The organism is Radicibacter daui (assembly GCA_030657355.1).
In the GTDB taxonomy this organism is placed as follows: domain Bacteria; phylum Pseudomonadota; class Alphaproteobacteria; order Radicibacterales; family Radicibacteraceae; genus Radicibacter; species Radicibacter daui.
Genome location: CP131057.1, coordinates 582,985 through 595,577, shown reverse-complemented (window position 1 = coordinate 595,577; position 12,593 = coordinate 582,985). Strand labels below are relative to the sequence as shown.

Annotated in this window: 10 protein-coding genes; 1 reads left to right on the top strand and 9 read right to left on the bottom strand. The window is 63.4% G+C overall.

The features are described from left to right. Positions 1-9 precede the first annotated feature (9 nt). On the top strand, positions 10-1,191 hold the full coding sequence (locus QTL98_RS22485; protein ID WP_445682378.1) for a M20 aminoacylase family protein: 1,182 nt from the start codon (positions 10-12) through the stop codon (positions 1,189-1,191). Here the strand turns inward: QTL98_RS22485 and QTL98_RS22480 are convergent. The 9 genes from QTL98_RS22480 to QTL98_RS22440 all read right to left on the bottom strand — a co-directional run bounded on the left by QTL98_RS22480 (position 1,181) and on the right by QTL98_RS22440 (position 12,475). Continuing rightward, positions 1,181-3,664, bottom strand: coding sequence for a beta-mannosidase (locus tag QTL98_RS22480; RefSeq protein WP_445682377.1), 2,484 nt, complete (start codon positions 3,662-3,664; stop codon positions 1,181-1,183). The two genes, QTL98_RS22485 and QTL98_RS22480, sit on opposite strands and share 11 nt — an antisense overlap. An 85-nt stretch (positions 3,665-3,749) precedes the next feature. Further along, on the bottom strand, positions 3,750-4,925 hold the full coding sequence (locus QTL98_RS22475) for a Gfo/Idh/MocA family protein (protein ID WP_445682376.1): 1,176 nt from the start codon (positions 4,923-4,925) through the stop codon (positions 3,750-3,752). A gap of 38 nt (positions 4,926-4,963) precedes the next feature. Continuing rightward, on the bottom strand, positions 4,964-6,022 hold the full coding sequence (locus tag QTL98_RS22470; protein ID WP_445682375.1) for a sugar phosphate isomerase/epimerase family protein: 1,059 nt from the start codon (positions 6,020-6,022) through the stop codon (positions 4,964-4,966). Positions 6,023-6,176: 154 nt separating this feature from the next. Then, on the bottom strand, positions 6,177-7,307 hold the full coding sequence (locus QTL98_RS22465; RefSeq protein WP_445682374.1) for a Gfo/Idh/MocA family protein: 1,131 nt from the start codon (positions 7,305-7,307) through the stop codon (positions 6,177-6,179). 16 nt (positions 7,308-7,323) lie between these two features. Continuing rightward, the gene (locus QTL98_RS22460; protein ID WP_445682373.1) at positions 7,324-8,082 is read right to left on the bottom strand and encodes a sugar phosphate isomerase/epimerase family protein; all 759 of its coding nucleotides are present in this window, start codon (positions 8,080-8,082) and stop codon (positions 7,324-7,326) included. A gap of 57 nt (positions 8,083-8,139) precedes the next feature. Continuing rightward, positions 8,140-9,267, bottom strand: a complete 1,128-nt coding sequence (locus QTL98_RS22455) for an ABC transporter ATP-binding protein (protein ID WP_445682916.1) — start codon at positions 9,265-9,267, stop codon at positions 8,140-8,142. A gap of 47 nt (positions 9,268-9,314) precedes the next feature. Continuing rightward, the gene (locus QTL98_RS22450; protein ID WP_445682372.1) at positions 9,315-10,229 is read right to left on the bottom strand and encodes a carbohydrate ABC transporter permease; all 915 of its coding nucleotides are present in this window, start codon (positions 10,227-10,229) and stop codon (positions 9,315-9,317) included. After that, the gene (locus QTL98_RS22445) at positions 10,229-11,119 is read right to left on the bottom strand and encodes a carbohydrate ABC transporter permease (RefSeq protein ID WP_445682371.1); all 891 of its coding nucleotides are present in this window, start codon (positions 11,117-11,119) and stop codon (positions 10,229-10,231) included. The genes QTL98_RS22450 and QTL98_RS22445 overlap by 1 nt, the downstream gene beginning before the upstream one ends. Positions 11,120-11,230: 111 nt before the next feature. Continuing rightward, a complete protein-coding gene (locus tag QTL98_RS22440; RefSeq protein WP_445682370.1) occupies positions 11,231-12,475 on the bottom strand; it encodes an ABC transporter substrate-binding protein in 1,245 nt (414 codons plus the stop codon). Positions 12,476-12,593: the final 118 nt, after the last annotated feature.

The window sequence follows — 12,593 nt, the reverse complement described above, 5'->3', positions numbered from 1 at the left end:
AGTTTCGTGATGACCCTCAAGAACGACTATGCCGGCCTGGATGATTTTGCGCCCATGAAGGGCGAACTCACCGCCATCCGCCGCCACCTTCACGCCAACCCCGAGCTTTCCTTCAAGGAAGCGAAGACTGCGGCGATGGTTGCAGAAAAGCTGGAGAGCTGGGGATATGAGGTGACGCGCAATGTTGGCGGCCATGGTGTGGTCGCGCGCCTGACGGCCGGCAGCGGCAGCAAGAGCATTGCCATCCGCGCCGACATGGATGCCCTGCCCATCGCCGAGCAAACCGGTAAAGACTATGCAAGCACGGTACCGGGCGTCATGCATGCCTGCGGGCATGATGGCCACACGACCATGCTTCTGGGGGCGGCCGACTATCTGGCGCGCACGCGTCGTTTCAGCGGCACTCTCACCCTGATCTTCCAGCCGGCCGAAGAGGCGGGAAAACAGAGCGGGGCCCAGGCGATGATCGCCGACGGGCTCTTCGATCGTTTTCCTTTCGACGCAATCTTCGGGCTGCACAACCATCCCGGCGCACCGGAAGGGACCTGGCTTTTCCGCTCCGGGCCCTTGATGGCTGCCTCCGATACGGCAATCATCACCATTCACGGCAAGGGCGGCCACGCTTCCCGCCCGCACCTCACCATCGATCCCATCGTGATTGCCTGCTCGCTGGTCATGAGCCTGCAGACGGTTGTCTCGCGCAGCATCGACCCGACGCAAACGGCGGTGGTGACGGTGGGCGCCATCCACAGCGGCGATGCCGCCAATGTCATCCCCGAGACGGCACGCATCGTGCTCAGCATCCGCTCGTTCGACCCTGCGGTGCGAACGTTGCTGGAAGCGCGGATCCGGGCGCTGGCCACAGCAGCGGCAGAAGGGCATGGCGCAGAAGTCGAGATCGATTACGACCACGGCCATCCGGTAGTGCTGAATGCGGAAGCGGAAACCGAGTTCGCTCGGCAGGTGGCCATCGAACTGGTCGGAGAGGACAAGGTTGGTCCCTGCAACCTCATTCCGGGCAGCGAGGATTTTGCGCATTTCCTCGAGCACAAGCCGGGCTGCTTCCTGCGCCTTGGCAACGGCGTCAACTCGGCAATCCTGCATAATCCGAAATATGACTTTGCGGACGAAAGCCTGACGGTGGGCGCCGCCATGTGGGCGCGGCTTGCCGAGCGTTATCTCAGCTCGTAAGCGCCAGATGCCGGATCACCAGATCGTCCTTTGGGTCCATTCCCGCGTCTGCCGGCAGCCACTCAAGAGCGAGTGGCTCGCCCGGCAGCAGGGTGACGCCATTGTCGCTGAAGCGGCCGGCGGCACGGGTTTCGGCAGTGACGTAGAAGGCGGGCTCCGGGGATGACAGGGTGAGGAATAGCCTGCCGCCCGCTGTCCGGTGCCACTCTGCGGTGATCTCGGGACGCGGCAGCACATAGTCCTTGTAGGGGCGCGGGAAATAGTCGTTGCGGCCGGCATGGCGGCCATCGGCCGAATGCCAGCTGATGGCAAGGAAACTTTCCTTCCCCAGGGCGCTCAGCGGCACGGTGGCAACGGGTGTGCTGCGGCCGGGCGGCACGGAGACTTCCAGCGGCGCTTCGTCGTGAATGTCACCGGCAAGGCTGACGAAGCGCAGCCTGACCGTCAGGGTTACCGGCGCCGGATCGTCGCTGACGGCCACCAGATGCACCCGGGCACCGTCGTTGTCATCCGGGATCGCGACCACTCGCACCGGGGCGTAGAAATGGCGGGCGGCGTAGTGCAGCAGCTTCCAGCTGCCGCCATAATTGAGGCTCGACCAGGAAGCGACCGGCCAGGTGTCGTTGAGCTGCCAGTAGAGCGTGCCCATGCAGCGCGGCTTCAGCGAGCGCCAGTAATCGACGGCGGTGCCGATGGCGAGGGCCTGCTGGATCTGGCTCAGGTAAACCAGCGCCTCGAAATCCTTCGGAAAGCGGAAATAGCGCGTCATCGTCTCTACGATGCGGGCATTGCCGCCCTGGTTGCGCTGGTGGATCTCCATAACCGGAGAGGAGATGTTGCGCTCTTCCGGCGCGGCAAAACTCTCGATCACCGGCATGGAGGGAAAGGACTGGAAACCGAACTCGGAGCAGAAACGCGGCTTGATGGTGCGGTAAAACTCGAAGGGTTTGGCGCTGTGCCAGACTTCCCAGAAATGCAGGTCCCCGCTGGTGTCGCCATGCCAGCCATCGTCGAAATTGAGCGGCCCGAGCGAGGGGGAGGAGGGCCAGAAGCGCCGCTCGGGATCGTGATCCTCCACCACTTCTTCCAGCGTGCGGTTCAGCCGGTCATAGAGCACCAGATAACGGTCGCGGTTCTTGCGTGTTGCCTCGTACCAGCCAAGGGCGCCGACTACCTCGTTATCCCCGCACCAGAGAGCGATGGAAGGATGGTGGGCGAGGCGGCGTACCTGATATTCCGCCTCAGCCCGCACTTCCTGCAAAAAGGCCCGGTCGGCCGGGTAGTGCATGCAGGAGAACATGAAGTCGTGCCAGATCATGAGGCCAAGCTCGTCACAAGCTTCGTAGAACCAGTCCGGCTCAAACTGGCCGCCGCCCCAGACCCGCAGCATGTTCATGTTGGCATCGACGGCCGAGCGCAGCAGCGGCAGCAGGTTTTCCGGTGTGATGCGGCCGGGCAGGGCATCGCCCGGTATCCAGTTGGCGCCCTTGGCGAAGACATCCCGGCCATTGACCCGGAGCTTCATCGTCTCGCCGACCTCATCCTTTTCAGTGACGAGCGCCATGGTGCGCAGGCCAAGGCGGCGAGTGACACGCTCGCCGTCAAGCGTGACGGTCAGATCGTAAAGTGGCTGGTCGCCTTGCCCTGCCGGCCACCACAGGCGCGGGCGGTCGAGGGTAAAGCTGTGGGAGAGATGGTTGATGCCGGCCCTGAGCGTGACGGGGCGGGAGATGCCTTCATCCTCAAGGCTGATGCCGAGATGAGCCTCGCCATCACGGGCGGCATGAAGTTCGACCAGCGCGGTGACGGTGATCGACCCGCCCGCATCATGCCGCTGGCGGGTTTCCACATGCTCGATGCGGGCGAGCGGGCTGCGGGTCAGGGTGATGGCGCCATAGACGCCAAGCGGCATCAGACAGAGGTTCCAGTCCCAGCCGGCATGGCACTGCACCTTGCGCAGGAAATTGAGCCGGACGGGATACATGTTCATGGCTGCATAGGGCACTTCGAACGGAAAGGCGGCTGCGCGGCGGTTGGCTTCTTCCGGCGCCGGGGTGAACTCCAGCCGCAGGTAGTTCGTGCCCGGCACCAGCAGATGCCCGACCTCAAAGCGGTAACGGCGAAACTGGTTCTGCATCTCGCCGACCGGCTTGCCATTGAGTGTGAGGGTGGCAAGGCAATCGACAGTCTCGAAGCTCAGCGTCCAGAGGGCACCGGCATCAGCCGAGGGCAGCTCGAAACTCCGCTCGAACACCCAGGACGTATGGGCGACCCACTGGATCTCGAGTTCGTTGCGGCCGAAATAAGGATCGGGAATGTGGCCTGCCGCCATCAGGGCGCTGTGCAGGTCGCCGGGCAGGGAAACGGGCAGGGAGATGCCCTTTTCCGGCGCGCTGGCCCGCCAGCTTCCACCGAGATCGAAGGACCTGAAACCGGTATCGGTGCGGGGCGGAGCGAGGAAAGCCGGATCCATGAAAGACCTCTGTCGGTCGGGGGCGATGTTTCCCTTTAAAAAATCCCGATGACCGGCCGGAACCGGCCACCGGAAGTCTCCAGGGTCAGAGGCTGGTCCAGGCGCCGCCGGCCCTGGAAGAGCGGACGGCAGCATCGATAAAGCGCATGCCTTCCACCCCGTCGGCGATGGTGGGATAGATGACATCGGCAGCCGGTTTGCCGCCACCCCGGGCGGCGCGGATGGCACGGGCAGCTTCGGCGTAGATGGTGGCAAAACCTTCCAGATACCCTTCCGGGTGGCCGGAGGGCACGCGGGTCACGCGGGCGGCGGCCGGGCCGGCGCCTTCACCCCCGCGGGTGATACGCTGGCGCGAGGCACCATGCGGGGTGAACCAGAGATAGTTCGGGTCTTCCTGGAACCACTCCAGCCCGCCCTTTTCTCCGTACACACGCAGACGCAGGCTGTTTTCATTGCCCGGCGCCACCTGGCTTGCCCACAGCATGCCGCGGGCCCCGCCCTTGAAACGCAGCATCATCTGCGCATTGTCATCAAGGCGCCGGCCGGGCACGAAGCTGGTGAGTTCGGCCGCAAGGCTTTCAAGCTCAAGGCCGGTGACGAAGCGGGCGAGATTATAGGCGTGGGTGCCGATATCGCCGATGCAACCGCCGGCGCCGGACTGGGCGGGGTCGGTGCGCCAGACAGCCTGTTTGGCACCGGTATCCTCCACTTTCTCGGTAAGCCAGCCCTGCGGATACTCCGCCTGCACCACGCGCAGCTTGCCGAGCACGCCGTCGGCAATCATGGCGCGGGCCTGACGGATCATCGGGTAGCCGGTATAATTGTGGGTAAGGATGAAGAGTTTGCCGCTTGCCCTCACCGCTGCTGCCAACGCCTCCGCATCCGCCACCGTGGAGGTGAGCGGCTTGTCGCAGATGACATGGATGCCGGCCTCCAGAAAAGCCTTGGCGGCCGGATAGTGCATGTGGTTGGGGGTGACGATGGCGACAGCCTCGATGCCGTCGCCCCGTGCCGCTTCGGTCTTCGCCATCTCGGCAAAGGAGCCGTAGTTGCGCTCGCTCGCAAGGCCGAGTTCCTCGCCTGAACGGCGGGCACGTTCCGGGTCGCTGGAAAGGGCGCCGGCAACAAGCTGGAACTCGCCATCCAGCCGTGCCGCCATACGGTGCACGCCGCCGATGAAGGCCCCTTGGCCGCCACCTACCATGCCGAGACGGATGGGGCCGCCGGCCCTGGTGCCTTCGCTGCGTCCTTCGATAGCCATGATTTTCTCCCCGGTTTTATTGTTTCTGCCCGGTTAATTCAGCGGTCTATGCCCAGCATGCGGCGGTTGGCGGCATCGTCGGTGCCGGCGCTGGCAAAATCGTCAAAGGCGTGTTCGGTCACGCGGATGATGTGGTCGCGGATAAAGGCGGCACCTTCGCGCGCGCCATCTTCCGGATGTTTCAGGCAGCATTCCCACTCCATCACCGCCCAGCCCTTGAAGTCATACTGGGTGAGTTTGGAGAAGATGCCGCTGAAATCGACCTGACCATCCCCGAGCGAGCGGAAACGTCCGGCCCGGTCGACCCAGGACTGGTAACCGCCATAAACGCCCTGCCGACCGGTGGGGTTGAACTCGGCATCCTTCACATGAAACATCCGGATGCGTTCATGATAGATGTCGATGTGCTCGAGATAATCGAGCGCCTGCAGCACATAGTGCGAGGGGTCGTAGAGCATGTTGCAGCGGGCATGATTGCCGGTGCGCTCGAGGAACATCTCGAAGGTCACGCCATCATGCAGATCCTCGCCCGGATGGATCTCGTAACACACATCCACGCCCGCCTCGTCAAAGGCGTTGAGGATGGGAACCCAGCGTTTGGCGAGTTCATCGAACGCCGCTTCCACGAGGCCGGCCGGGCGCTGCGGCCACGGATAGACATAAGGCCAGGCCAGCGCGCCGGAGAAGGTGGCGTGGGCATTGAGGCCGAGATTGGCCGAGGCGCGGGCGGCGCGCTTCAACTGGTCAACGGCCCATTCCTGACGGGCGGCCGGGTTGCCGCGCACTTCCGGGGCGGCAAAACCGTCAAAAGCGCTGTCATAGGCCGGATGCACGGCGACGAGCTGGCCCTGCAGATGGGTTGAAAGTTCGGTGATGGTAATGCCGTGGCCGGCGGCGACGCCCTTCAGATCGTCGCAATAGGTTTTGCTTTCCGAGGCCTTCTTGAGGTCGAAAAGGCGCCCGTCCCAGCTCGGGATCTGCACGCCCTTGAAGCCGAGCGAAGCGGCCCAGCGGCAGATGCTGTCGAAGCTGTTGAAGGGCGCGGCATCGCCGGCAAACTGGGCGAGGAAAATCGCGGGTCCCTTGATGGTCTGCATAGGTGTTCCCTTCCCTGATCCCGATACCCCTGTTGTTGCCGGGGCTTGTTGTTTCCTGAGGCGGGCTTTAGCCGGTGCCCGGGCCGGTTTTCTTTTACCATAGCGCCCCTCATCCGCTGGCTGCTTTTACCGACGGATGAGGGGGCTTTTCTCTTCAGCCCGCAGCCAGCAGGATTTTGCCCGGCTCGAAGGCTGCCGGACGTTCGCACTGCTCGGCAATCTCGACCACACGGCCGGTATCCGCTGCTTCCAGCGCGCCCAGCATGACCGAGAGCACATGGAGCGCGACATCGCCGGAAGCCACATGCGGGCGGTTGCCCTTGATGGCGGAGGCCATGTCGGCAATGCCGAGGCCGCGATAATTGGCATGCTCGGGCCCGGCCACCGGCCAGTTCAGCGCGCCAAAGGGCTTGTCCGCCGTGCCAACCGGGCTCCAGACCTTGTCGAGGCCCGCCAGCTCCAGCTTTCCGCCGAAGAAGTTGGGATCGGGCACGCGCATCGAGGCCTTGGTGCCGTGCAGTTCCAGCGGCAGCAAATTGTGGGCAAACACATCCCAGCTGGCGAGGAACACGATTTCGGCGCCGCTTTGGAAGCTGAGCAGGGCGTTGACCGTGGTCAGCGTCTCCACCTTGATCTTCTCGCCCTTCATCGGGCCTTCGGCGGTAACAAGGCGCTCCTTGAAGCCCATCTTGCCGGTGGCGCGCACGGCCTTGACCGGGCCCAGCATGTGCACGAGGGCGGAGATATAATAGGGGCCCATATCGAGCACGGGTCCGCCGCCCGGCTTGAAGAAGAAGGTGGGGTTGGGATGCCAGTGCTCCATGCCATGTCCCATCACCGAGGCGGTGCCCGTCACCACTTCGCCGACGGTGCCGTCGGCCAGCAAGTGGCGGGCCGTCTGCACGCCTGGCCCCAGGATGGTGTCGGGCGAAGAGCCAACACGCACGCCCTTGGCCTTTGCCGCCCCCATGATCTTGCGGCCATCCTCGAGTGAGGTCGCCAGCGGCTTTTCGGTATAGACATGTTTGCCGGCGGCGATGGCGGCGAGCGAAATTTCGGCATGAGCGGCCGGGATGGTGAGGTTCAGCACCAGATCGACATCGTCGCGGCCAAGGAGCTCGGCCGGGGTGATGGCGGGAATGCCGTATTTGGCGCCCTGCGCGGTAGCTGCTTCGGGCCGCAGGTCGGCGCAGGCGGTAAAGACCACGTCTTTGAAGAGCGCGGCATTGGTCAGGTAGATGTCGGAGATGTTGCCGCAGCCGACAAGGCCGATACGAAGGGTCATTTTCCGGAGTGCTCCTTTAGCCGGCAAGCGCGGCCATGGCCTTGGCGCTGGTGGCGGCAAAGCGCTTCAGATCGTTGGGGTTATCATGCTCGGCGACCATCAGCCGGGCGCCGGCGGAAACCAGCTTCGGCCACAGGCTCTTCCACGGCACGGTGCCGGTGCCAACATCGGCCCAGCCATCCTCGTCAGCCTTCTCGCCCGCCGGCGCGATGTCCTTGACGTGGGCAGCGATGAGGCGGCCGGAGAAATGCTCGATCCATTTGGCCGGATCGGCGCCCGCGCGCACCACCCAGGCAACATCGAGTTCCAGCTGCACCAGATCATCCGCCAGCAGATGTTCGATGGGCAACGAGCCGTCGGGCAGGGCAACGAATTCGAAATCGTGATTGTGCCATGCGAAGGTAATGCCTTCGTCGCGCAGGCGTGCGGCAACGGCAGCAAGGCGTTTGCCCAAGGCCTGCCAGCCGGCGGCGTCCTTTGGCCGGTCTTCGGGCATCAGATAGGGCGCAATGGCGATGGTGGTGCCGAGCGTGCGCAGGATGTCGAGCGCCTTTGCCGTCTCCTGCTCCAGCAGGGTGAGAGCAAAATGGCCGCTGTCGGCAGTAAGGCCAACCCGGTCAAGTTCGGCCTTGAAGCCGCGGGCGTCGGTGTAGAGATCGCCATAAGGCTCGACATTCGTGTAGCCGAGCGATTTCAGCAGTTCCAGCTGTGCATTGACCGGCGGGAACTTGCGCGCCGAATACATCTGGAACGACAGGGCATGCTTGAGTGCCATCTTGGGGGCTTTCCTCCGGGTGTTATCTTTTTTAAAGGCGGGCAGGTGCGCGCGGCGTCAGAGCCGCACGCCGGTGCCGGCATTGAAAAGGGAGAGGCGGGTGAGATCGAGTGCGAAGTGGAACTGCTCGCCCACTTTCAGCTTCTGGTCAGCGGTCACGCGGATGGTGAGCGGCTGGCCCGCCAGTTCCGTCCACACGATGGTGTCGGCGCCGGTCGGCTCCAGCAAGCGCACCTTGCCGTCCAGCCAGAGCCATCTGCCGTCATCCGTGCCGCTGGCCGGATTGCCGACGATGATGTGCTCCGGGCGCGCGCCGAGCGTTGCTTCGAGCTGGCCGCTGGCGGTGCTGTCAAAATCATACCGGTCCAGCGGGACCGTCAGGCCGTTGGCACTAAAGCGCGGTGCAGCGCCGCCTTCCACCGTGCCGGTCAGGAAGGACATGGCCGGCGAACCGATGAAACCGGCAACGAAGCGATTGGCCGGACGATTATAGATAACCTCTGGCGTATCCAGCTGCTGGATGATGCCGCCCTTCATGACCGCGATACGGTTGGCGAGCGTCATCGCCTCGATCTGGTCGTGGGTCACATAGATCATGGTGTTACCCAGATCCTGATGCAGCTGCTTGATCTCCACACGCAGCTCGGCGCGCAGCTGGGCATCGAGGTTGGAGAGCGGCTCGTCGAAGAGGAAGACATCGACATTGCGCACCAGCGCCCGGCCGATGGCGACACGCTGGCGTTGACCGCCGGAAAGCTCCGACGGGCGGCGCTTCAGCAACTGCTCGAGCCGCAGCATCTTTGCAGCCTTGGCAACCCGTTCCGCCACTTCCGACTTCGGCAGGCCGGAGATCTTGAGCCCGAAGCTCATATTCTGCTCGATCGTCATCCGCGGATAGAGCGCATAGGACTGGAAGACCATGCCGATACCGCGGTCCTTGGGTTCTTCCCAGGTGACGTTCTTGCCGGCAATCCAGATCTCGCCATCGGCAATGTCGAGCAGGCCTGCGATGGCATTGAGGAGGGTGGACTTGCCGCAGCCCGAGGGGCCGAGCAGCACCAGAAATTCACCCTTGCCGACATTCAGCGACATGCGGTCCAGCACCGTGAGGGCGCCATACTGGATGACGAGATCGCGGATGGAGACGCTGGCCTCGTCCGGCGAAAGGGCAACGGCCGGGGGCATGGCGGTTTCAGTGGCGGCGGGCGCCACGGGCTTGGTGGAGGTGGCGATCATCCCTTGACGGCTCCCGCAGCGATGCCGCGGACGAACCAGCGGCCGGAGAAGAAGTAGATGGCGAGCGGGACAAGGGCGGTGAGGATGGTCGCCGCCATGTCCACATTGTAGGCACGCTCGCCCTGGGTCGAATTGACGATGTTGTTGAGCTGGACGGTCATTGGCAGGTTTTCGCGCCCGGCAAAAACAAGACCGAAGAGGAAGTCGTTCCAGATATTGGTCGCCTGCAGGATGACGGCGACAATGATGATCGGCGTCGACATCGGCAGCATGACCGAGAAGAAGGTGCGCCAGAACCCGGCGCCGTCCACGCGGGCGGCCTTGAACAGCTCCATGGGAATGCCGGCGTAGAAATTGCGGAAGAGCAGCGTCATCACGGGCAGGCCGAAGATGATGTGGACGGTGATGATGTTGGTGAGGGTGTTGAAGAGGCCGAGTGTCGAGTAAACGCGCACCAGCGGGTAGAGGAAGGCCTGGTAGGGCACGAAGGCGCCCAGCAGCAGGATGGCGAATAGTACGTTGGCGCCGCGCGGCTTCCAGAAGGAGAGCGCGTAGCCATTGATGGCGCCGGCCGCGATGGAAAGGATGACACTCGGCACCGTGATGATCACCGAATTGGTGAAGCCGACGGAGATGCCGGTGCAGTTGAGGCCGGTGCAGGCATGCAGCCAGGCGTCGATCCACGGCTGGAGGGTAAAATGCTGCGGCAGGTTGAAGATGTTGCCGAGGCGGATCTCGTCCATCGATTTGAACGAGGTCATCAGCATCACATAGAGCGGTGCCAGGAAATAAACCGCGGTGACGAGGATGAAGCAGTAGAGCCCGATCCGGCCGGCGGTAAGGCTCTGCGGTCTGGGGCCGCGGGCGACAACCACGCGGCTGCCGGCGGCGGGGGAGGCGATGCTGGACATCAGGCATGTCCTCCGCGGTTGCGGCGCGCATATTCGGTGTAGAACCACGGCACCAGCACGGCGAGCACGGTCACCAGCATGACGGTGGAGGCGGCAGTGGCAAGGCCGATATTGGCGCGCAGGAAAAGGTTATCCATGACGAACTTGGCTGGCACCTCGGTGGAAAGGCCGGGGCCGCCCTTGGTCAGCGCGACAACGAGATCGAAGGCCTTGACCACGCCGATGGAGAGCAGGACGACGGCCGTCACGATCATGGGCCTGAGGATCGGCACGATGATGAAGAGGTAGACGCGCCAGGCGGGGATGCCGTCGACACGTGCGGCCTTCCAGATCTCCCCGTCCACCCCGCGCAGGCCCGCCAGCATCAGCGCCATCACAAGGCCGGAGGCTTGCCAGACCCCCGCGATCACCAGCGTGTAGATCGCCATGTCGGTGCGGATGATCCAGTCAAAACTGAAGTTGGGGAAACCGAGCGCCTGCACCGTTTTCTCGATGCCGAGCGCCGGGTTCAGCATCCATTGCCAGATAAGGCCGGTGACCACGAAGGACATGGCGTAGGGGTAGAGGATGACGGTGCGGTAGCTGTTCTCGAACATGATCTTCTGGTCGAGCGCCACGGCGAGCAGGAAGCCGATAACGAGACAGATCGTGAGGAACAGCACACCGAAAATGATGATGTTGTTGATGGAGATATACCAGCGGTCCGTGGAGAACAGACGGGCGTACTGGGCCCAGCCCACGAAGTTGTAGGAGGGGATGGACTTGGAGCTGGTGAAGGAAATCACGATGGTCCAGACCACCGTGCCGACATAGGCAAAGGCCACGATGAGCCAAGCGGGTGTCAGCGCGATCTGGGCAGCAATGTTCCTCAGCCGGCGGGGCTCAGTCATGAGGATATTCTCCCTGGCGTGGCGGGCGAGAGGGCGCTTGGCACGGATCGGTAAGGGCGGCGGCAAAGACACCCGGCCGGGTCAGGGAAGGCCCGGCCGGGTGCTGCAGGCTTACTGGCCGTCGGCGGCGATTGCGTCGGCGAACTGCTGGATGAAGGCCCCTTCATCGGCGTTCTTGTCGGCCCAGAAGGCGGCAAGGGCGTCATTCAGCACGCCGTCGGTATCCGGCGTGATGGTGAAGGTAGGGGCCGGCAGCTGCTTTTCGGGCTGCTTCAGCAGGGCAAGACCGATCTGGCCGCAGGGGTCGACCTTGGACGTGTCGACGTCGTTACGCACGGGGATGGAGCCCTTGATGGCATTGAAGGCCACCTGCACATCAGGCGAGAGCATGGTCTTGACCAGCAGGTCCTGTGCCTTGGCAACTTCCGCGCCATCATTTTTCGGTAGCACGAAGACGTCACCGGCATAGATGTAACCGCCGGCATCGCCGACCCCGGTCTGGCAGGTATAGTCCGTGCCATGCTTTTTGCCGGCGGCGCGGAATTCGCCCTTTGACCAGTCGCCCATCACCTGGAAACCGGCCTTGCCACTGATGACGAGGGCGGTGGTGTCGTTCCAGTTCCGCCCGGCGGAACCATCATCGACATAGGCGCGCAGTTTGCCCATGGTCGCGACGGCGGCCTTGAATTTCGGCCCCTTGATGGTGTCGACGTCATGGTCGACGAACACCTTGCGGTAGGTGTCGGCACCGCCCTCAGAGTTGAGGATGAATTCGAAAAGGATACGCTCCTGCCAGGCCTGGGCGCCAAGCGCCAGCGGGGTGACGCCGGCTGCCTTCAGCTTGTCGAGAGTGGGGAAGAAGTCATCCCAGCTCTTCGGCCATTCCGTGCCGGCTTTTTTGAAAGCGTCGGTGGAAATCCAGGCCCAGTTGTTGGCATGGACATTGACCGGGACCGCATAGACCTTGCCATCGAAGGTGATGGCCTTGATGACGGCGGGCGGCATGATCTTCGCCCAGTTTTCTTCCTTGGCGATGGCGGTCAGGTCACGCAGGTAACCGTTGTTCACCAGCTCGGCAAACTGCTTGCCGTAGTTGAACTGCATGGCAGCCGGCGGATTGCCGCCGACAACGCGGCTCATTTCTGCCGCGCGGGCGGCTTCGCCACCGGCAACAGCGCTGTCGATCCACTGGCCGCCGGCCTTGTCGAAGCTGTCGGCGAAGACCTTCACGGCCGCGCTTTCGCCGCCGGAGGTCCACCAGTGCATGACCTCCGCCTTCAGCGGATCGGCCGCAGCCGGGGCGGCAGCGGCGACGAGGATGGTGCTCGTGACGAGCCACGAGGCGATTTTTTTCATGAGTATTTCCTCCCGGTTAATGCCGCCCATGGTTGTTCCCTTGGTGCGGCTGATTTTTATGTAATCGATTTCTTTTACCATACTGCGGCCTGCAATCGATTACAAGAGTGCTTTCACA